The sequence below is a fragment of the Modestobacter sp. SYSU DS0875 genome, assembly GCF_054050915.1.
The window spans coordinates 1-20,302 of record NZ_JBJHAH010000041.1 but is presented as its reverse complement, the minus strand read 5'-3'; the positions used below and the strand labels follow the sequence as shown (position 1 = coordinate 20,302).

Below are 20,302 nucleotides of genomic sequence, written 5' to 3'. Positions count from 1 at the left end.
TCGCGACGTTCACGGCGCGGCCACCTCGGCCAGCTGCTCGGCGAACCCGAGGCGTTCCGCGATCGCCAGCACCATCTCGTCGGCCCACAGCTCGTCGGAGGACAGCAGCGCCGCCAGCTCCTCGGCGGGCAGCCCGGCGTCGGCGAAGAGGTCGAGGTCGCCGCCGGGCCAGCCCTCCTCGTCCTCGTCGAAGGCCACGTCCTCGACCGGGATGCCGTAGCGCTCGACCGTCTCCGCGGCCAGCAGCCACTCCTGGAAGGTGGCGTCGGAGATCAGCGCCCGCACCATCCCGCCGGGGCCCGGCCGCAGCACGACGAAGTACAGCCGGCTGTCCACGACCAGCACGTACGGGCCGGGCCAGCCGGCGGCGGCGGGCTCGGCGAGGGCCCGCTCGAGGACGGGCAGCTCGTCGGAGGCGTCGGCGGCCAGCAGCTCGCACCGCCAGCGGCCGTCGGTGCGGGACACCCGCACCGCGAAGCTCGGGCGCAGTCCGGCGCCGGCGTCCGGGAGGGTCGTCATAGCCTCTGATCATGGCTGATGCCCCAGCGAGCCCGGCCGCAGCGAGCCCGGCGCCCGCGAGCCCGGGCCGGTTCCCCGTGCCGACCATGCCGGTGCCGCCGGTCTCGGTGGTCGGGCTCGGGCAGCTGGGTGGGTCGCTGGCCGCCGCCCTGGCCGCCGCGGGGCGGGCGGTCTCCGGCTGGGACGTCGACCCGGCGGCCCGCGCCGTCGCCGAGGAGCACGGTGTCCTCGTCACCCGGGAGCTCACCGGCGTCGTCGTCCTCGCCGTCCCGCTGCCGGTGCTGGGCACCGCGCTCGACGGGCTGCGGATCGATCCGGGCGCCACGGTCACCGACGTCGGCTCGGTGAAGGTGCCGGTCCTGGCCGAGCTGGGGGCGGCGCTCGGGGACCGGTTCGTCGGCGGCCACCCGATGTGCGGCAGCGAGCGCTCCGGCCCGGACGCCGTCGACCCCGAGCTGTTCCGGGGCGCCCGCTGGGCGCTGTGCCTGGAGCCCGGCACCGACCTGCGCCGCTGGCTGCGGGTGGCCGAGCTGGCCCTCGCGGTGGGCGCGGAGGTGGTGCCGGTGACCGCGGCCGAGCACGACGACGCCGTCGCCGCGATCAGCGCCGTCCCGCACCTGCTGGCCGCCGCGCTCGCGGCCGCGGCAGGCGAGGCGGGACCGTTGGCGCTGTCGCTGGCCGCCGGCAGCTTCCGCGACGGCACCCGGGTCGCCGGCAGCGATCCGGCGTTCGTGACCGCGCTGGTGACCGGCAACGCCGGGCCGGCCGCCGCGGCGCTGGACCGGGTGCGGGCGCAGCTCGACCGGCCCGTGCCCGAGCTGGTCGCCGCCGGGCACGCCGTGCGGGCCGCGGCGACGGCGGTGCGCCGCCCGGTGCGGGTGCCGCTGGAGCGCAGCGCCCTGCTGGCGCTGGGCCGGTCCGGGGGCGCGGTCACCCGCCGGCTGGCCGCTTTCGTCGAGGGCTGGGCGCCGGAGCGGACCGAGGCGTGAGCACCCCGGCTGCGGGGCAAGTGGACCGGGACGAAGAGGACCGGGACGCACGAGGAGAGGAAGAGATGGCCGACGAGCACCTGGACGACAAGCAGATCCACGACCGGATCCACGCGCTGGCCGAGGAGGAGCGCCAGCTGCGCGAGTCCGGGGACCACACCCCGGAGCAGCGCGCCCGGCTCACCCAGATCGAGCAGGACCGCGACCAGCTGTGGGACCTGCAGCGCCAGCGGGACGCCAAGCGGCAGTACGACGAGGACCCGGACGAGGCGCAGCCCCGACCGGAGCCGCAGGTGGAGAACTACCTGCAGTGACGCCGGTCGCCGGGGGGCGCCGTCCGCGGGACGGCGACCCCCGGGGGCGTGCCCGCGAGGAACTCACGTGGTCCGCCACTCGACGGGAGCCGGTCGCCGCGCAGTCCGGCTGCCCGCGCGTTCACTGACCGTGACCGCCCGAGCACTGCGGGCCGATCTTGTCGCCCCCCTCTCCCGTTTCGCTGGGTAGAGTTCCGGCCGACCCGAACCCGGCCGGCGCCGTCGACGCGCGCCGTGCTCCCCGCAGGGGGCCGACGACCTACGGAGAAGCCAGATGGGGCGCCACGCCCGCACGCGCGCCGGTTCCGGGCTGCCCGCCCGGCCGGCACTGCTCGCCGGGCTCGCCGCCCTGCTCGTCGTCGTGATCGGCGGCGGGCTGCTCGCCTGGGGCCTGTCCGGCTCCGGCGACTCGGCGTCCGCGGAGGGCTGCCCCGACGAGCAGACCGTCCGCGTCGCCGTCGCCCCGGAGGTCGGGGACGTCGTCGAGCAGCTGCTGTCCGAGCCGCTGGAGCTGGCGGACGGCGGCTGCGCCGTCGCCGAGGTCACCGCCCGTGAGCCGCTGCAGACCCTGGCCGACCTGGGCTCCCTGGACGCCGAGCAGCTCCCGGACGTGTGGGTGCCGGACTCCTCGCTCTGGGCCGCCCGGGCCGGCGCCGACGCCGGGCTGGACCCGTCGGGGTCGCTGGCCACCTCCCCGCTGGTGCTGGCCACCAGCCGCGCGGCCGCCGAGGAGCTCGGCTGGATCGAGGACCCGCCCAGCTGGGGTGACGCGCTGCGCACCGACCGCGCCCTCGCCGTCCCCGACCTGACCGCCAGCGCCGAGGGGCTCTCCGTCCTCGCCGCCGTGCGCCAGTCCCTCGGTGGCGACGAGGAGGCGGACAACGCCGTCGTCTCGGCGGTGCTCGCTGCTGCCCGCGGCGAGGTGCCGACGGCCGGGGACGGACTGGCCGCCGGACTGGCCGGCGGCGCCGACGCCCCGCTGGTGCCGGCCAGCGAGCAGGAGGTGCTGGCCACCAACGCCGGCGCCGAGGACGCCGCGCTGGTCGCCGTCTACCCCACCGACGGCTCCCCCGCGCTGGACTACCCGGTGCTCCGGGTGACCACCGGCCCGGGGGCCGAGCGCCCGGCCACCGACGCGGTGCTCCGCGCCCTCACCGCCGAGGCCGCCGACGAGGCGGTGCGCGAGGCCGGTTTCCGCGACCGCACCGGCGCCGCCCCGGCCGGTGCCGGCGAGGGGTCCGGCGTGCAGGAGGAGGCGCCGGAGACGCTGACCCTGGCCCCGGAGACGCTGCAGACGCTGCTCGGGCGGGTCTCCAGCCTCGCCACGCCGTCCCGACTGCTGACCGTCGTCGACGTCTCCACCTCGATGAACGCCCCGGTCGGCGACGGCACCCGGGCCACCCTGGCCCGGGACGCCACGCTCAGCGCGCTCGGGCTGCTGCCGGACTCGCACTCCGGCGGTGTGTGGGCCTTCGCCTACCAGCTGGAGGGCCAGCGGGACTGGCAGGAGCTCGCCCCGCTGCGCACCTTCGGCGCCGACGTCGACGGCCGCACGCACCGGCAGGTCGTCGCGGAGCAGCTGCGCAGCATCCCCGACCGGCTGCGGCCCGGTGGCACCGGCCTCTACGACACGACGCTGGCCGCGGTGCGCGCCGCCCGGGATGCCTACGACCCCGGCTCGGTGAACTCCGTCGTGCTGATCACCGACGGGGACAACGACGACGACGCCGCCGGCCTGACCCGCGAGCAGCTGCTGAGCACGCTGCGCAGCGAGAACGACCCGGAGCGGCCGGTGAAGGTCATCGGCATCGCGCTCGGCCCGGACGCCGACCTCGGGGCGCTGGAGGAGATCGGCGAGGCCACCGGGGGCGCCGCCTACCAGGCGCTGGACCCCGAGGACCTGCAGTCGGTGCTCTTCGACGCCATCCGCCGCCGCGGCTAGGACAGCAGGCGGGATCCCTCCCCCGCGCTTTCCCGCGCGAAAGCACGGGTGCTTTCCCGCGCGAAAGCGCGGGTGCTTTCCCGCGCGAAAGCACGGGTGCTTTCCCGCGCGAAAACGCGCTCGGCCGGACCGGGGCGAGGGGTTCAGGTGTGGGTCAGCAGGCGGTCGAGGGCGGTGGTGACCTCGTCGGCGCTCACCCGGGCCAGCGCGGGGTCGAGCTCGGTGCCCCACGGGTCGCCGGTGCCGTCACCGTGCCAGATCACCACGTGCTGCTCGCGGGGCGGCGGGCCCCACAGCGCCGGGGACACCGGGCCGAACAGCACCACCGAGGGACGGCGGTAGGCGGTCGCCAGGTGGGCCACCCCGGTGTCGCCGCAGACCACCACCCGGGCAGCGGCGACCACGGCGGCCAGCTCCAGCGACGTCGTCCGGCCGGCCAGCACCGCCTCGTCCGGCAGCCCGGCGAGCTCGGCGACCCGCAGCGCGAGGTCGCGCTCGGCCGGCCCGCCGGTGACCACCACCCGCTCCCCCGCCGCGGCCAGGTGCCGGGCGACGGCGGCGAACCGCTCCGGAGGCCAGCGCCGGCCGGGGAACGCCGCGCCGGGGTGCACGACCGCCACGTCACGCACCGGCGGATCGACGTCGGGGACGGCGAGGTCGAGCGCGTCGGGGTCGCACCGCACGCCCAGCCCCTCGTCGACCAGCCGGCACCAGCGCCGCACCTCGTGCTCGTCGGGGTACCAGGTCGGGCCCGGGTAGCCGGGGCTGGCGAAGGTGAGCAGCCGCTGCGGGTGCAGGTCGGCGACGACGACGTGCGAGGCAGGCCCCTTGCCGTGCAGGTCGACGGCGAGCTCCGGCGGCGGGCCGGTCCAGTCCAGCGGCTCGAGCTCGACGGCGGGCAGCACCTCGTCGACGGCGTCGATCAGCGCGGCCAGCGGCTCCAGGGCGCGCGTCGTCGCCAGCACCAGCCGGTGGTCGGGGACGGCGGCCCGGACGCCGCGGATCGCCGGCACCCCGGTGAGCAGGTCACCCAGCCCCAGCGGCCGCAGCACCACCGCCACCGGCTGCCGCGCTTTCTCGCGATCAAGCGCGGGTGCTTTATCGCGATCAAGCCCGCGTGCTCCATCGCGATCAAGCGCGGGGTCCTTCATCAGACGCGGGAGCGCTCGACCAGGGAGGTGGTCGAGTGGCCGGGCAGGTACGGCAGCACGACGGCCTGGCCGCCCCACTTCCGCAGCACCGCGGCCTCGGGCAGGTCGGCGCCGGCGTAGTCCCCGCCCTTGGCCCACACGTCGGGGCGCAGCTGCTCGAGCACCGCCGACGGGGTGTCCTCGTCGAAGACGACGACGGCGTCGACGAACTCCAGCGCCTCCAGCACCCGGGCCCGGTCCTCGGCGGCGACCAGCGGCCGGGAGGGGCCCTTGAGCCGGGACACCGAGGCGTCGGAGTTGATGCACACGACCAGGCAGTCGCCCAGCCCACGGGCGGCCCGCAGGGTGGCGACGTGGCCGGCGTGCAGCAGGTCGAAGCAGCCGCCGGTGGCGACCACCGTGCCGCCGGCCCGGCGCACCCGCTCGAGCAGGGTGGCGACGTCGGCGGCCGGGGCGAGCGGCTCGGGGGCGACGGCGTCCCACGACGAGGCGCCGCCGCGGGCGACGAAGGCCCCGGCGGTGGCGACCGCGGTGGTCACCGCCTCCCCGGTGACGGCGCCGCCGGCGAGCGCGACGGTGGCCGCGGCGGCGAAGGAGTCACCCGCGCCGCACGGGTCGCCGCCGGTGACCGGGGTGGCGGGCACGACCATCGGCGCGCCCTCGCCGTAGGAGAGCAGCGCACCCCGGGCACCGAGGGTCACCGCGACCGCGCCGACGCCCCAGTGCCGGATCAGTGCCTCGGCGCGGGCACCGACGGCGGCCAGCCCGTCGCCGGGCACGCCACCCCCGACCACCCGCGCGGCCTCCGCGCCGTTGGGGGTGACCAGCCGGGCGGTGGGCACCGGGTCCGCGCCGCGGGGGTGCGGGTCCCAGACGACCGGACCGGAGGCCGCGGCCAGGGCGGCGCGCACGTCGGGCGCCGACGTCGTCCCCCGGCCGTAGTCGGCCACCAGGACGGCGGCGGCGTCGCGGATGGCCGCGGCGGCCTCGTCCGGCAGCGCACCGAGCGTCGCCGCCGGGGCGCCGCTGTCGATGCGCACGACGGAGTGGTCGCCGACCCGCACCCGCTGCTTGACCGCGGTGCCGCCGGTGGCCGGGATCGCGATCAGCCGCACCCGCCCGTCGAGCAGGGCGCGCAGCCGCTGGGCGCCCTCGTCGTCGGCGAGCGGCGCGACCAGCACCACCTCGCGGTTCCCCGCGAAGCGGGCGGCCAGGACGGCGGCCAGCGCCGCCCCGCCGGGGCGTTCGCGGGTCTGCACGTCCTCGACCACCGGCACCGGGGCGTCGGGGGTCAGCCGGGACGCCGTCCCGACCAGGTCCACGTCGAGCAACGCGTCGCCGACGACGACGACCGGGCGGGCGTCGGGCTTCACCGGACCACCTCGACGTGGTTGTCCGTCGGGATCCGGCTCGGCTCGGCCAGCACCGCGGCGTCGAACGCGGCGCACAGCAGGTGCAAGGCGACCAGGTGGCACTCCTGCACGGTGGCGGTCCACGGCGAGTCGATGGCCACGGTGTCGTCGGCGACGGCGGCCAGCGGGTTGGGCGCCGGCCCGGTCATCGCCAGCACGGTGATGCCGCACTCCTTGGCCCGGCGGGCGGCGGCGACCGCGTTGGGTGAGCGGCCCGACGTCGACAGCAGCACCAGCACGTCACCGGCGCGGCCGTGCGCCTCGACCTGGCGGGCGAAGAGCTCGTCGGCCGGGTAGTCGTTGGCGATCGCGGTCAGCGACGACGTCTCCGCGGTCAGGCAGATGGCGGAGAACGGCGGCCGGTCGGCACGGTAGCGGCCGACCAGCTCGGCGGTGAGGTGCTGGGCCTGCGCCGCGCTGCCGCCGTTGCCGGCGGCGAGCAGCCGGCCGCGGGCCGCGGAGCACAGCACGTCGGCGAGCAGCTGCCCCCAGCGGTTGAGCGTGTCGACCTGCGCGGTGAGGTCGCCCAGCGCCTCGGTCAGCGAGGCCACGTGGTCGTGCCCGGTGAGGTGGGTGCAGGTGTCGGGCGAGACGCCCTCGCGGTCGGTCAGCGGAGCCGAGGGGAACGGGGTGACGCTCATCGGGGTCCCTCCACGGGGGCTCATCGGGCGGCCTCCACCGGCGTGCGGGCGGTGAGGACCTGGCGGTACACGGCGTCGGTGTCGGCGACGACCCGCGACCACCGGTAGCGGGTTCGGGCCCGGGTCACCCCGGCGGCGCCGAAGGCGGTGCGGCGGACGTCGTCGGCGAGCAGGCCGGCGAGCGCCTCGCCCAGGGCGGCGGGGTCGCGCGGCGGGACGAGCAGGCCGGTGCGGCCGTCGACCACGGTGTCGACCAGCCCGCCGACGGCGGTGGCGACCACCGGGCGCCCGCAGGCCATCGCCTCCAGCGGGGTGATGCCGAACGGCTCGTACCAAGGGACGGCGAGCACCACGTCGGCCGAGCGCACCCACGCGGGGACGTCGGTGCGGGCGACGGCGCCGGTGAACACCAGCCGGTCGGCGACACCCAGGGACGCGGCGATGGCGCGCAGCCGGGTGACCTCGGGGTCGGTGTCCAGCTCGGCGGCGTCCGGCCCGCCGACGACGACCAGCTCGGCGTCGGGCACGTGCACCAGCGCCCGGACCGCGTCCTCCTGCCCCTTGCGCTCGACCAGCCGGCCGAGCACCAGCAGGCGCTGACGGCCCGAGCGCGGCGCGACCGGCCCGTCGGGGGTGAAGACGCCGGTGTCGACCCCGCACGGGACGACCGAGACCCGGTCGCTGGGCAGACCCAGGCGACGCAGCTCGAAGACCTCGTCGGTGCAGGTGGCGACGACGTGGCTGACGTCGGAGCACAGCCCGCGCTCGAGGTCGATGCGCTGCTCGGGCGAGGTGTCGGCGTCGCCCTGGTGGCGGCGCTTGACCGAGCCGAGGGCGTGGAAGGTCTGCAGCACCGGGATGCCCAGGGGCGCGGCCGCCTGCACCGAGGCGAGCCCGCTCATCCAGAAGTGGGCGTGCACCAGATCGGGCCGGTCGGCGGCCCACTCGGCGGCGAGCACCTGGGCGAACGTGCCCATGTGCTGCAGCAGGTCGTCCTTCGGGACGGCGCGCGGCGGTCCGGCGGTCACGTGGGCGACGGCGTAGCCGTCGGCGGTGACCACCCGGTCGGGCAGGTCGGCGTCGTCGCGGCGGGTGTGCACGGTGACCTCGTGGCCGCGCATCGCCAGGCCCGCGGCCAGCGCCGCGACGTGCACGTTCTGCCCACCGGCGTCCACACCGCCGATGGCGGCGAGCGGCGAGGCGTGCTCGCTGACCAGGTCGATCTTCATCGGGTGACCTCCTCCAGCAGGCGGTCCCAGTCGGTGAGGAACCGGTCGAGCCCGTAGCGGTCCAGTGCGGCGGCGCGGGCGGCCTTGCCGGCCAGCCGGGCGGCGTCGGGCTCGTCGATGAAGTGCCGCAGCGCGGCGGCCAGCTTCTCCGGCCGGGTGGAGAGCACGCCGGCCTCGGCCGGCACCGCCTCCACCGCCTCGGTGGTGGCCAGCCCGACGACCGGCAGGCCGAGGTGCATGGCCTCCAGCAGCGACAGGCCCAGCGACGTCCAGCGCACCGGGTGCAGGTACACCCGGCGTCGGGCGAGCTCGGCGTGCATCGCGGCCTGCGGAGGGTCGTCGTGCAGGCCGACCCGCTGGGGATCCAGGCCGTAGCGCTCGTGCAGCCCGGCGAGCCCCATGCCGAAGACGTCCAGCGGAGCGGCCTCGGCGAACAGCGGCAGCAGGTCCCCGCCGGTGTACCGGCCGCGGCGCACCGGCTCGTTGACCACGACGCCGGCCCGGGCGAGCTCGCCGGTGTAGCGCTCTCCGGGGTCGACGATGCCGTGCTCGATCACCACGGTGGGCGCCGAGCCGTTGTCGTAGAACAGCTGGTTGAAGTGCGTGACGTGCGCGATCGGGATCGCCGACTGGTCGGCCATCGGGTGCCGGGTGTTCGGCACTCCCCCGTCCGGCGCGTTGTGCTCCAGGAACACCGCGGGCAGGTCGCGGCCCGGCTCGCGGCCCAGCCACTCGCGCACCAGCTCCAGGTCACGGGGGCGCTGCAGCACGACGACGTCGGGCTGTTCCTCGCGCAGCTGCTCAGGCGTCACCTCCCGGGCCGACGCCGGCCAGTTCCAGGTGCGGGCCCGGCCCAGCCCGTCGGGGCTGCGCCTCCCATCGGGACCCGTCACGACGGGCAGCAGGTAGTCGTGCGAGCCCTGGACGAACGCCGTCGTCCAGGAGCCGTGCACGTGCCAGAGCAGGACCTTCATGCGGCGACCAGCTTCTCGACGGCGGCGACGACGTCGCCGGCGGTGACGGAGGTGAGGCAGGGGTGCCCCGGCACCGGGCACTCGCGGGCGCGGGTGTCGCGGCAGGGGGCGGACTGGTCGCCGAGCAGCACGGTGGGGACGCCGTAGGGCGCCCACCGCACGGCCGGGACGACCGGGGAGAACAGCGAGACGACGGGGGTGCCGACCGCGGCGGCGAGGTGCGCCGGGCCGGTGTTGCCGACGACGACGGCGGCCGCGCCGTCGAGCAGCGCGGCCATCTCGGCGAGGGTGGTCGCCCCGCCCAGGTCGGTGCCGCGGGCGCCGGCGACGGCCGCGGTGAGCGCCCGCTCGCCCGGCCCGCCGGTGACCAGCACCCGCCGGCCGGCGTCGGTCAGGGCCTCGACCGCCTCCGCGCAGCGCTGCGCCGGCCAGGCGCGGGCGGGCACGGAGGCACCGGGGTGCAGGACGACGTAGCCGGGCTGGTGGTCGATCGCCGGCAGCGGCCGGCGGACGGCGAGCCGGCCGTCGTCACCGGTGGGCAGCTCGAACCCGGCGGCGCCGGCCAGCGACAGCGCCCGCTCGGGCTCCGGCAGGTCGTCGTCGACCCGGTGCCGGACGTCGAGCAGCGAGCCGGGGTAGTCGACGCTGATCGCGGAGATCCGCTGCACCCCGGCGGTGCGCAGCACCAACGCCAGCGGCAGCGGTGACTGGTGGAAGGAGGTGGAGACGACCGCCTCGGTGACCCCGGCCGCGCGGACCCGGTCGGCGAGCGCGGCGAGGTCGGCGGCGTCGACCGGCTGGGGGTTGCCGTCGATCCACGGGCAGTGCCAGGTGAGCACCTCGTCGACGCCGGGCAGCAGCTGCGCGGCGGCGGTGCCCTGCGGGCTGGCCAGGAACACCACCCGGTCGGCGCCGTGCGCGACCGCGCGGACCAGCGGCCCCTGCAGCAGCACGTCGCCGGCGTTGTCCAGCCGCGCGACGAGCACCGTCCGCGCGCTTTCTCGCGACAAAGCACCCGCGCTTTCTCGCGAGAAAGCGCGCTGGGGGGCGGTCACCAGGCGCCGGCCAGGACGTCGTCGACCGCCTCGGTGAGCGTCGGCGCGCGGTGCGCGGCGGCGGTGACCTCCTCGGGGCGGGTGACCGGCGTGGGCACGAGGACGCCGTGGGCGCCGGCAGCCGCGGCGGCCTGCACGTCGGCGGCGATGTCGCCGATCAGCACGCAGCGCGCCGGGTCGACGTCCAGCTCGGCGCAGGCGGCCTTCACCATGCCGGGGGCGGGCTTGCGGCAGTCGCAGCCGTCCTCGGGGGCGTGCGGGCAGACCTGCACGGTGTCGAAGGGGCCGAGCAGCTCGGCGACCCGGGCGTTGACCGCGTCGGCCTGGGCGCGGGTGATCAGCCCCCGGCCGACCCCGGACTGGTTGGTCACCAGGCCGATCCGCACGCCGCGGGCGCGGAGCGCGTCCAGCGCCTCGCGCGCACCGTCGACCGGGCGGACCAGCGCCGGGTCGCCGTTGTAGGGGACGTCGTGCACCAGCGTGCCGTCGCGGTCGAAGAGCACCACGTCGGGCAGCCCGCGCCAGGGGGTGACGGCGCGGTGCTGCACGGCGCCGCGGAGGAAGTGCCAGGTGGCCAGCGGCGGGATGACCGCGCTGGTCAGCGCCATGGTGACCACCTCGTCGCGGGTGCGTGGGCCCGGTGCGATGCGGGCCCAGGCGAACTCCGCCGTTCCGGCGGCCCAGCCCAGCGCGGCGAGCGCGGCGGCCTTCGGCCTGCCGGCCACCGCAAGACCCAGCGTGCCGAGGGCAGCACCGGTGACGGCGAGGTGGCGGGGGCGGCGGCCGACGGCGGCGTCGGCGCGCTCACGCCAGGTCGGGCCGTGCAGGCGGCGCATGAGGACGTCGTCGGCGTTGCCGGCCTGCACCCGGGCGCTGACCCAGCGGTCGACCGGGCGCACCGGGTGGGTGATCCACCGCTCGCCGCGAGTGAGCCGCGCGCCGGTGTCCATCACCCGCAGCGCCAGGTCGGAGTCCTCCCGGAAGGCGCGGGGGAAGCGCTCGTCGAACCCGCCGACGGCGGCCAGCGCGGCGCGGCGGTAGGCGAGGTCGGCGGTGATCCAGCTGCTGGTGGCCAGGCCCGCGGTGCCGCGCTCCCAGTCGGTGGGGCGCCGGCCCTCGGGCAGCGGCACCCGGACCCGGCCCTGGGTGCCGGCGACGTCGGCGGGCAGCGCGGCCAGGTCGGTGGCCAGCCTCTCGTACCAGTCGGGGTCGGGGACCACGTCGTCGTCGAGGTAGGCGATCCACTCGGTGCGGGCGACCCGCCAGCCGAGGTTGCGGGCGCGAGCGGGGCCACCACCGCCGGTGCGCACCACCCGGACCGGGGGCAGGCCGTCGCGGTCGGGCTGCAGCGGGAGGCCGGTGGGCCGGTCGTCGACCAGCACGAGCTCCGCCGGGCGCGGGCCGGTGGCGCCGGCGAGCGCGTCGAGCAGGACGCCGAGGGACGGTCGGCCGATCGTCGGCACGACCAGCGTGCAGTTGGCCAGAGCACCCGTCATGCCCGCCAGGGTGCCCCCAAGATCGCCGCCGAAACACTACGGGCTTTAAGTTTTTCCCGGCCGTCGACGTGACTACCCCGATCGAGCGGCGGTCACCCCTCGCCCGGGAGTGTCGCGGCCGTTCCCCGCCGGAACCGTCCGTGCCGCCCCGGGTCGACCAGCCCCCCCGCGGGTCGAGCCGCCCTGGGGAGCGGCTCAGCGGGGGCGGCGGGCGGCGGCGGAGACCCGGGCCAGCGCGTCGGTGACCACGCCGGCGTCGTCGCCGAGCAGGGTCAGCAGGTGCGCGACCAGGTCGTCGTGCGTCCGGCCGGCCGCGCGCACCCGGTCCCGGCCGACGTCGGTGAGCCGGGCGTGCAGCAGCCGCCGGTCGCCGCCGACCCGCTCCCGGGTGACCAGCCCCTCGGCGACCAGCCGGTTGACGGTGCTCGTGATGCCGGGCCGGGACAACCCGACCGCCTCGGCCAGCTCCCCCATCGACGCGCTCTCGCCCGGCGACTCCGCGACCCGGCGCAGCACCTCGAAGCCGGTGAGCGAGACGCCGTGCTGCCGGTGGAGGGCGGAGTCGACCCGCCGGGTGACCCGGTCGTGCACCTGCACGATCCGCAGCCAGGTCTCGGTGGCAGAGGGCCCGGCGGCCGCGAGCCCACTGACGTCCCTCGGCACACCCCGGGCGGGCGCGCCGTCGGGTCGCGGGTCGGTGTGCTGCTCCATGTCGGGTCAGGTCCTCCGTGTGCGGTCTGGGTGGCTGGCGGTGGTGCGCTCAGTGCGGGGGGTGGTCGCCGCCACGGGTGCGGCGCCGGGCCACCGCACCGAGCGCGCCCGCGGTAGCCAGCAGGGCGATCCCGGCGACGAGCGTCGGGGTGGGGCGGTCGGCGACCGGCCGGCTGGCGGCGGCCACCTGGAGGTCGAGCTCGGCGGTGGCCGTCGACTCGCTGCCGACCAGCTCGACGCGGGCGGCGCCCGGGGCGACCTCGCCCGGGATCCGGACGACCGCCTCCACCCGGCCGCCGGGACCGGCGGTCACGGTGGTCAGCGGATCGTCGACGCCGCGCATCGTCACCGTGACCAGCTCACCGGGCGCGAACCCGGAGCCCCGCACGGTGACCGTTCCCCCGGCGGCGACGGCCACCGCCGGGCCGGCGCTGGTCGCCGGTGCGGACGGCCGGGGCGCGCTGGTCCCGGGCGTGCCGGGAGCGGGCGCCGGCGAGGGCTCCTGCGACGGCGCGGGCGCCGGGCTGTCCGGCGTCCCCGGCACTGACGGGGGCACCGGGGAGGGCGCCGACGGGGGCACCGACGAGGGCGCCGACGAGGGCGCCGACGAGGGCGCCGACGGGGGCACCGACGAGGCGGACGACGACGGCGGCTCGGACGGTGGCAGCTCGGACGGTGGCAGCTCGGACGGTGGCGGCTCGGACGACGGCAGCTCGGACGGTGGCGGCTCGGACGACGACGACGGCGGCTCGGACGACGGCGGCACGGGCTCGACCGGAGCGGACGGCGGCGCGGTGACCGCGGCGCAGTCCTCGGCGCTGGGCCGGGTGTAGGTGCCCAGCTCCACCGGGGTCTCGGCGGCGCCGTCGGGGTCGGTGACCGTGACCGAGACGTCGACGGTGACGCCCCAGTCGACGTCGGAGCTGGTGAGCTCGGCCTGGGCGCCGGCCGGCAGGTCGGCGGCGGCCTGCTCGGTGGCCCCGTCGAACACCAGCGCGACCCGGTGGGGCTCGGAGCCGTTGGTGACCACCACCCGGACGACCGCCGGCCCGCAACTGGGCCCGTGGGTGACCTGGACGTCGGGTCGGCGGGTGTCCTCGATCGCGGCGGCCGGCGGCGCGAGCACGGCACCGGACACGAGGGCAGCGCCCACGACGAGTGTCAGCGTCCCGGCCGGGCGCAGCGCGCCCTGCCCGGACGGTGTCGTCGTCGGCACTGCTGACCCCCGTTCCCGCGCGCCCGGCGGACGGCTTCCTTGCGGCATCCCCGCTGCTCTGCCCACCAGGTGCACCGATCATGTCCGCGCCGGCCGTTCCGTCGTCCGTTCGTCACACGGGCCACTCCCGTGTCACCGGCGTGTCGGCGGCGCCGCGCCGCCCGGCGCGGGCTCCCGAGAGCCCGGTCACATCGCTCACTACGGTGGCCGGGGTGAGCTCAGCGGCGGGCACCGGACGTCAGCGGCAGGACACCGTCTACCGGGCGGGCGTCTACGGCCGGCACCCCCGGGTGCCCACCGTCTATCGGGCGCTGGCCGAACGGGCCAGGCGGCGGCTGGACCCCCGCGCCTCCGCCTACGTGGCCGGGGGCGCCGGCGACGAGGACACCCAGCGCGCCGACCGCGCGGCCTTCGACCGCTGGGCGGTGGTGCCGCGCGTGCTGCGCGACGTCAGCTCCCGGGACACCTCGGTCGAGCTCTTCGGCCGGCGCCTGCCCGCCCCGCTGCTGCTGGACCCGGTCGGCGCGCTGGAGCTGGTCCACCCCGAGGGCGACCTGGCCGTGGCCCGCGCGGCGGCGTCCCTCGGCGTCCCGATGGTCTTCTCCAACCAGGCGTCGGTGCCGATGGAGACCACCGCAGCGGCGATGGGCGACTCCCCGCGCTGGATGCAGCTGTACTGGTCGACCTCCGACGAGCTGGTGGAGAGCCTGCTCGCGCGGGCCGAGGCCAGCGGCTGCGAGGCCGTCGTCGTCACGCTGGACACCACGATGCTCGGCTGGCGCCCGCGGGACCTGGACCTCGGCCACCTGCCCTTCGCGCTGGGCAAGGGGATCGCCCAGTACACCTCCGACCCGGTGTTCCGCCGGCTGGTCGAGGAGCGGGCCGCCGCGGCCGGCGCGCAGAGCGGCCCCCCGCCCGCACCACCCCGGCGACACCCGCAGCCGCGCCCGACGCTGTCCGCCGTCCGCGCGCTGGTCGGCATGGCCCGCGCCTGGCCGGGACCGCTGGTGGAGAACCTGCGCTCCCCGCTCCCCCGGGCCGCCGTCGAGACCTTCCTGTCCATCTACTCCCGGCCCTCGATCACCTGGGCCGACCTCGCCTGGCTGCGCGAGCGCACCCGGCTGCCGATCGTGCTCAAGGGCGTGCTGCACCCCGACGACGCGCGCCGGGCGGCCGACGAGGGCGTCGACGGGCTGGTGGTCAGCACCCACGGCGGCCGGCAGGTCGACCGCTCGATCGCGGCGCTGGACGCGCTGCCCGGTGTGGTCGCCGCGGTCGGCGACCGGATGCCGGTGCTCTTCGACAGCGGCGTGCGCAGCGGCGCCGACGTGCTCGTCGCCGTCGCGCTCGGCGCCCGGGCGGTGCTGCTGGGCCGGCCGTGGGTGTGGGGGCTGGGGCTGGCCGGGGAGGCCGGCGTGCGCCAGGTGGTCGAGGACGTGCTCGGGGAGTTCGACCTCACCCTGGGCCTGACCGGCCACACCGCCGTCGACCAGCTGACCCCGGAGGTCCTCGTCCGCCGTCCCTGACACCCCACGCGGCGGCAGAGATGGCCATTTCTGCCCCGCGGTGGTCGGCGGAGCACGGAGGCGGCACAGTTCCCTGGTGACCGACCCGTCGTTGCGCGCCCAGCTGTTCCGGCGCAGGCCCGTGCCGACGGCGGACGACGACGCCGGCGGGGAGGGGCAGCTCGCCCGCCGGATCGGGCCGCTCGGCGCCGCGCGGACCAGCGTTGCGGCGTCCTCGAGCTGGCCGGGCATCGTGCTGGCCGCCGGTGCGGTGGTGTCGATCTTCTCGGTGGCGATGTACGGGCAGACCCGGATCCTGTTCGCGATGAGCCGCGACAGGATGGTGCCGGCGCTGGTCAGCCGGGTCGACCCGCGCACGCTCACCCCGCTGTGCGGCACCGTCGCGGTGGCCGTGTCCGTCGCCGCACTGGCCGGCTTCCTGCCGCGGGACGTCCTCGTCGACCCGACCAGCATGGGCACGCTCGTCGCGTTCAGCGTCGTCTCGGTGGGGCTGGTCGTGCTGCGGCGCACCCGGCCCGACCTGCCGCGCGGCTCCCGGGTGCCCGGCCACCCGGTGGTGCCGGTGCTGTCGGTGGCGTTCTGCCTGTACCTGATCGCCGGGCTGCCGGCCACGACCTGGCTGCTGTCCGCCGGCTGGCTGACGATCGCCGCGGTCCTCTACGTCACCTACGCCCGCACCCACTCCGCGCTCCGGACGACGACGCGATGACGGTGCTGCTGGGCTGGGAGGCCGCCGAGCACGGCAGCGGGGACGACGCCGCGCTCCAGCTGGCCGCCGGCCTCGCGCTGGCCGAGGACTCCCCCGCCGTCGTGGCGACCGTGGTGCCACCGGGCCCGATCAGCGCGATCGCCTCCCGCGTCGACCGGGAGTACCTGCAGTGGCGGGCGGCGCTGACCGTGACCCGCCAGGCCGAGGCGGTGACCGGGCTGCGCCGCGCCGGGGTCGACGACGTGCGCACCGCCGTGGTGCCGGGGGCGTCGATGCCCGCGGGGCTGGTCGAGGCGGTGCACCGCTACCAGGCGCGGCTGCTGGTGCTGGGTGCGGCCGCGGCGGCGCCGCCGGGCCGGTTCTCCGCCGGATCGGTGGCCGAGCGGCTGCTGCACAGCTCGCCGGTGCCGCTCGCGCTGGCCCCGCGGGACTGGGTCGGCCAGGGGCCGCCGACCCGGCTGACCTGCGCCTGGGCGGGGACGGCGCGCTCACGCGAGGCGCTGGCCACCACCCGGGCGGCGGCCGAACGCTGGGGGGTGCCGGTGCGGATGGTCACCTTCGTACCCGAGCGGGCGGCGATGCTGCCCTCGGAGACCGGGCTGCGGGTCGAGCAACTGGTGAGCCAGGAGTGGGCGGGGCAGGCGCGCGGCTCGCTGGACGAGGTGGTCGACAGCTGGCCGGGCCCGGGACCTGCCCCGGAGACGGTGTTGGCCCGCGGGGCCGGCTGGGCGGGGGCGGTGGCGGCCGTGCCGTGGGAGCCGGGTGACGTGCTGGTGGTCGGCTCGTCGCGGCTGGGCCCACTGGCCCGGGTCTTCCTCGGGTCGACGGCGACGACGATCGTGCGCGCCGCCCCGGTGCCGGTGATCGTCGTCCCGCGTGGCGCGGACGGCACGCCGTCACGCTCTTGACGGCCGAGTGTGGCCTGAGTCACAGTCGGCTGCGGGCGGGGGAAGCCGGCTACCAATGGCCCTCCACTGCTGGAGGGACCGACCAACGCGGCCAGACCGTCAGGACCGGCCCCCCGCCCGCCACTGCGATCAGTCGCCCGGCGGCGCAGCGGTCGGCGCGGGCTCGGGAGCCGGTTCCGGTTCCGGTTCCGGCTCGGGGCTGGGCTCCGGCTCGGGGCTGGGCTCCGGCTCCGTGCTGGGCTCGGGAGCCGGCTCGGGGCTGGGCTCCGGCTCCGGCTCCGTGCTGGGCTCGGGAGCCGGCTCGGGGCTGGGCTCCGGCTCGGTGCTGGGCTCCGGCTCGGTGCTGGGCTCCGGCTCGGTGCTGGGCTCGGGGCTGGGCTCAGGACTCGGCCCCGGCTCCGGGCTGGGCTCAGGACTCGGCTCCGGCTCCGGGCTGGGCTCAGGGCTCGGCTCCGGCTCCGGGCTGGGCTCAGGACTGGGCACGGGGCTGGGCTCCGGCGTAGGTGTCGGTTCCGGCGTAGGCGTCGGTTCCGGCGCGGGCTCCGGGCTGGGCTCGGGAGCTGGCTCCGGCAGCGGAGTGGGCTCGGGAGCGGGCTCGGGGGCCGGTGCGGGTTCCGGGGTCGGCGAGGGGCGCGGCGGGCTGTACTGCGAGCCGTTGCTCACCAGCAGCACCACCTGCTGCCCGGGCGGCACCGGCGTCCCGGCGGCGGGTCGGAGCCCCACGACGCGACCGGCCGGCACCGCGGCGTCGACGACCCGGCGCACCGGCTCGTACCCCGCCTCCGCCAGCAGCGACCGGCAGGCGGTCGCCCCGTTGCCGACACAGCCACGGGGGACCTCGGCGCTCGCGCCACGCAGGTACTCCGGGTCGGCCGGCGGGAAGGGCGCGGCGGGACGGCCGGACAGCACCGGCGTCATCGCCTCCCGCCAGATCGTCGCCGGGATGCCGCCGCCGAAGCTGCCGACGTCCCGGTTCTCCTGCGGGTCGTAGACCATGACCCCGGCCGCGAACTCGGGCGTGTACCCGACGAAGGTCGCCGAGTAGTTGTCCTGCGAGGTGCCGGTCTTGCCGGCGATCTCGTGCCCGGGCACGTACGCCCGGCGGCCGGTCTGGCCGGGGTGGCCGGGCTCGACGTCCTTGCGCAGCGCCTGGCTCACCGTGGCGGCGATCCCCGGCGCGATCGCCTCGGGCGTGCACTCGGGCTGCCCGCCGAGGGGCTGGCCCTCCGGGCCGGTCAGCGGCTGGCCGGTCCGGTCGAGCACCTCCTCCACCAGCAGCGGGCGGCAGGCGGTGCCGCCGGCGGCGAGGGTGGCATAGGCGTTGGTGAGGGCGAGCGGGCTGGTCGGCTCGGCGCCGAAGGTGAACGACCCGCGGTTCTCTGCCACGACCTGGTCGGCCACCGGGTCGAGGCTGCGCAGACCCATCCGCTGCGCGACGCGCACGGGCCCCTCGACGCTGCCGAGCAGGTCCTCCAGCGCCAGGAAGTAGGTGTTGGAGGAGCGGTAGAGCGCCTCCTCCATGTCCAGCCGGGACGGGTAGCGGCCGGCGTTCTGCACGTCGTAGGGCTCGTCGCCGTCCTGGTAGACGCTGGAGACGTACGGATCGGCGGTGCGCAGCTCCAGGTCGAGGCCGTAGTCGGCCTCCATCGCGGCGACCGCGGTGAACACCTTGTAGGTGGAGCCGGTGCCCTGGCCCGCGACGGCGGGGAGGACGACGGTGGTCTGCGCGGGGTCGCTCTCGTCCAGGCCGTACTCGCGGTTGACCGCCATCGCCAACACCCGCCCGGTGCCCGGCTGCACGGCGACGAAGATGCCGGCCCGTGGGTCGGTGGTGTCCAGCTCCTGCCGGACGGCGGCGTCGGCGGCCTGCTGCAGCGCGGGGTCCAGGGTGGTGCGGATGGTGAGCCCGCCGGCCTGCAGGCGCCCGGGGGTGAGGCCGTAGCGGTCGGCCAACTCGTCGAGCAGGTGGCCGCAGAAGAAGCCGCCGATCCGCGCGTCGGTGCAGCCGTTGGGCGGGGTGCCGCCGTCGACGATGCCGAGCGGCTCGGCGCGGGCGGCCTCGGCGGCGACGGGGTCGAGCAACCCGACATCGGCCATCCGGGTCAGCACCAGGTCGCGCCGGGCGAGCGCCCGCTCGGGGGCGGTCACCGGGTCGTAGAGCGAGGGGCTGCGGACCAGTCCGGCCAGCAGCGCCCCCTGCGCGGCGGTGAGCTGGTCGGGGGTGGTGGCGAAGTAGCGCTGCGCGGCGGCGGCGATGCCGTAGGCGCCGTTGCCGTAGTAGACCGTGTTCAGGTACCGGGTGAGGATCTCGTCCTTGGTGTAGCGCTCCTCGAGCGCCAGCGCGATCTGCGCCTCGCTGAGCTTCCGGCCCAGGGTGTCGGCGGTGGCGTCGGCGCGGCCGGCGGCGTCCTGCGCCGTCTGCAGCCGCAGCTGCTTGACCAGCTGCTGGGTGATCGTCGACCCGCCCTCGGACACCTCGCCGGCGGCGATGTTGCGCAGCAGCGCCCGGGTCAGCCCGCGGGGGTCGACGCCGGGGTGGTCGCGGAAGCGCTCGTCCTCGATCGCGACGAGGGCGTCCTTGGCCACCTCGGCGATCTGCTCACCCGGGACCGGGGTGCGGTTGCGCCGGTAGAACTCGGTGATCAGCGAGCCGTCGGCAGCGAGCACCCGGCTGTTGCCGGGCAGCCGGTCGTCGACGGCCGGGGCGTCCAGCGGCTGCACGAGCGCACCGCCCTGCTTGGCGGCGAGGCCGACGCCGGCCAGCCACGGGGCGAGCACCCCTGCCACGAGCCCACCGGCCAGGACGACGGCCAGCAGCAGGCGCAGCAGCACCCCGCCGGGGGCCCGGCGACGCCCGCGCGCGGGCTCGACGTCCGGCAGCAGCCACTGCTGCGACTCCCTGGCGATGACCTACACCCCCGGCGCCTCGACGAGTGGGCGGGCGCCCACGGAACCCGACTGCACTGCTCACCAGGAGGGGCGGGGATGCGCGGATGCGAGGATCGCAACGAGACCGTCATGTGCCGCAGCGGCCTCGCGACGGGGCCGGACGGACGAACGGCCCCGCTCTCCGAGGAGAACGGGGCCGTGCGCTGTCTCAACCAGACGTGCACCCGAAGGGACTCGAACCCCTAACCTTCTGATCCGTAGTCAGATGCTCTATCCGTTGAGCTACGGGTGCCTGTGTTCAGTTGTTGCGCGGAGGCTCCGGGATTTGAACCCGGGATGGGGGGTTACCCCAAACCGCATTAGCAGTGCGGCGCCATAGACCGGACTAGGCGAAGCCTCCCGGATTCCGAGTTCCCCCGGAACCACCGAGAGAGAAGGCTACCAGCGCCTCACGGGGAGTCCCAACGGGGGTCCGCCGACCACCTTCCCCGACAGGACCACCCCCCGCACAGGGGGGGGGGGGGGGGGGGGGGGGGGGGGGGGGGGGGGGGGGGGGGGGGGGGGGGGGGGGGGGGGGGGGGGGGGGGGGGGGGGGGGGGGGGGGGGGGGGGGGGGGGGCGG

The 20,302-nt window shown here is 77.1% G+C and carries 17 protein-coding genes and 2 tRNA genes; 6 read left to right on the top strand and 13 right to left on the bottom strand.

Features of this window, described 5'->3' with window-relative positions; translation table 11 throughout:
- Nucleotides 1–9: 9 nt before the first annotated feature.
- On the bottom strand, nucleotides 10–519 hold the full coding sequence (locus ACI79Y_RS18270) for a tRNA adenosine deaminase-associated protein (protein ID WP_457159851.1): 510 nt from the start codon (nucleotides 517–519) through the stop codon (nucleotides 10–12).
- Nucleotides 520–530: 11 nt separating this feature from the next.
- On the opposite strand from ACI79Y_RS18270, the gene ACI79Y_RS18265 reads away from it, so the two are divergent.
- From ACI79Y_RS18265 to ACI79Y_RS18255, 3 genes are all read left to right on the top strand, one after another.
- The gene (locus tag ACI79Y_RS18265) at nucleotides 531–1,508 is read left to right on the top strand and encodes a prephenate dehydrogenase (protein ID WP_457159850.1); all 978 of its coding nucleotides are present in this window, start codon (nucleotides 531–533) and stop codon (nucleotides 1,506–1,508) included.
- Nucleotides 1,509–1,573: 65 nt separating this feature from the next.
- Nucleotides 1,574–1,822 (top strand): DUF2630 family protein, encoded by a 249-nt coding sequence (locus ACI79Y_RS18260; RefSeq protein WP_457159849.1) that lies wholly within the window; start codon nucleotides 1,574–1,576, stop codon nucleotides 1,820–1,822.
- A 274-nt stretch (nucleotides 1,823–2,096) separates the two neighbouring features.
- The gene (locus ACI79Y_RS18255) at nucleotides 2,097–3,764 is read left to right on the top strand and encodes a VWA domain-containing protein (protein WP_457159848.1); all 1,668 of its coding nucleotides are present in this window, start codon (nucleotides 2,097–2,099) and stop codon (nucleotides 3,762–3,764) included.
- Nucleotides 3,765–3,907: 143 nt separating this feature from the next.
- Here ACI79Y_RS18255 and ACI79Y_RS18250 read toward each other — a convergent pair whose 3' ends face one another.
- From ACI79Y_RS18250 to ACI79Y_RS18210, 9 genes are all read right to left on the bottom strand, one after another.
- Nucleotides 3,908–4,816, bottom strand: a complete 909-nt coding sequence (locus ACI79Y_RS18250) for a glycosyltransferase family 9 protein (protein WP_457159847.1) — start codon at nucleotides 4,814–4,816, stop codon at nucleotides 3,908–3,910.
- A gap of 98 nt (nucleotides 4,817–4,914) precedes the next feature.
- Nucleotides 4,915–6,288 carry a D-glycero-beta-D-manno-heptose 1-phosphate adenylyltransferase gene (rfaE2, locus tag ACI79Y_RS18245; protein ID WP_457159846.1) on the bottom strand — a complete coding sequence of 458 codons (1,374 nt, stop codon included), beginning with the start codon at nucleotides 6,286–6,288 and terminating at the stop codon, nucleotides 4,915–4,917.
- A complete protein-coding gene (locus ACI79Y_RS18240; protein ID WP_457159845.1) occupies nucleotides 6,285–6,968 on the bottom strand; it encodes a D-sedoheptulose-7-phosphate isomerase in 684 nt (227 codons plus the stop codon). The genes rfaE2 and ACI79Y_RS18240 overlap by 4 nt, the downstream gene beginning before the upstream one ends.
- A 20-nt stretch (nucleotides 6,969–6,988) precedes the next feature.
- A complete protein-coding gene (locus ACI79Y_RS18235; RefSeq protein ID WP_457159844.1) occupies nucleotides 6,989–8,197 on the bottom strand; it encodes a glycosyltransferase in 1,209 nt (402 codons plus the stop codon).
- Nucleotides 8,194–9,171 (bottom strand): glycosyltransferase, encoded by a 978-nt coding sequence (locus tag ACI79Y_RS18230; RefSeq protein ID WP_457159843.1) that lies wholly within the window; start codon nucleotides 9,169–9,171, stop codon nucleotides 8,194–8,196. The genes ACI79Y_RS18235 and ACI79Y_RS18230 overlap by 4 nt, the downstream gene beginning before the upstream one ends.
- Complete coding sequence (locus ACI79Y_RS18225) at nucleotides 9,168–10,157, bottom strand: glycosyltransferase family 9 protein (protein WP_457159842.1); 990 nt, start codon at nucleotides 10,155–10,157, stop codon at nucleotides 9,168–9,170. Before ACI79Y_RS18225 ends, ACI79Y_RS18230 begins: the two co-directional genes overlap by 4 nt.
- 65 nt (nucleotides 10,158–10,222) lie before the next feature.
- Nucleotides 10,223–11,722, bottom strand: a complete 1,500-nt coding sequence (locus ACI79Y_RS18220; protein WP_457159841.1) for an HAD-IIIA family hydrolase — start codon at nucleotides 11,720–11,722, stop codon at nucleotides 10,223–10,225.
- A gap of 195 nt (nucleotides 11,723–11,917) precedes the next feature.
- A complete protein-coding gene (locus ACI79Y_RS18215; RefSeq protein ID WP_457141873.1) occupies nucleotides 11,918–12,433 on the bottom strand; it encodes a MarR family winged helix-turn-helix transcriptional regulator in 516 nt (171 codons plus the stop codon).
- Nucleotides 12,434–12,482: 49 nt separating this feature from the next.
- Nucleotides 12,483–13,586, bottom strand: a complete 1,104-nt coding sequence (locus ACI79Y_RS18210) for a hypothetical protein (RefSeq protein WP_457159840.1) — start codon at nucleotides 13,584–13,586, stop codon at nucleotides 12,483–12,485.
- Between the two features lie 275 nt (nucleotides 13,587–13,861).
- On the opposite strand from ACI79Y_RS18210, the gene ACI79Y_RS18205 reads away from it, so the two are divergent.
- From ACI79Y_RS18205 to ACI79Y_RS18195, 3 genes are all read left to right on the top strand, one after another.
- Complete coding sequence (locus ACI79Y_RS18205) at nucleotides 13,862–15,175, top strand: alpha-hydroxy-acid oxidizing protein (RefSeq protein ID WP_457159839.1); 1,314 nt, start codon at nucleotides 13,862–13,864, stop codon at nucleotides 15,173–15,175.
- 76 nt (nucleotides 15,176–15,251) lie between these two features.
- Nucleotides 15,252–15,884 (top strand): APC family permease, encoded by a 633-nt coding sequence (locus tag ACI79Y_RS18200; protein ID WP_457159838.1) that lies wholly within the window; start codon nucleotides 15,252–15,254, stop codon nucleotides 15,882–15,884.
- On the top strand, nucleotides 15,881–16,792 hold the full coding sequence (locus tag ACI79Y_RS18195) for a universal stress protein (RefSeq protein WP_457159837.1): 912 nt from the start codon (nucleotides 15,881–15,883) through the stop codon (nucleotides 16,790–16,792). Before ACI79Y_RS18200 ends, ACI79Y_RS18195 begins: the two co-directional genes overlap by 4 nt.
- 129 nt (nucleotides 16,793–16,921) lie before the next feature.
- Here ACI79Y_RS18195 and ACI79Y_RS18190 read toward each other — a convergent pair whose 3' ends face one another.
- From ACI79Y_RS18190 to ACI79Y_RS18180, 3 genes are all read right to left on the bottom strand, one after another.
- Nucleotides 16,922–19,624: a transglycosylase domain-containing protein gene (locus ACI79Y_RS18190; RefSeq protein ID WP_457159836.1), complete on the bottom strand. Its 2,703-nt coding sequence runs from the start codon at nucleotides 19,622–19,624 to the stop codon at nucleotides 16,922–16,924.
- A 276-nt stretch (nucleotides 19,625–19,900) separates the two neighbouring features.
- Nucleotides 19,901–19,973: transfer RNA gene (locus ACI79Y_RS18185), tRNA-Arg, on the bottom strand.
- Between the two features lie 18 nt (nucleotides 19,974–19,991).
- Nucleotides 19,992–20,081, bottom strand: a tRNA-Ser gene (locus ACI79Y_RS18180).
- Between the last annotated feature and the right edge of the window lie 221 nt (nucleotides 20,082–20,302).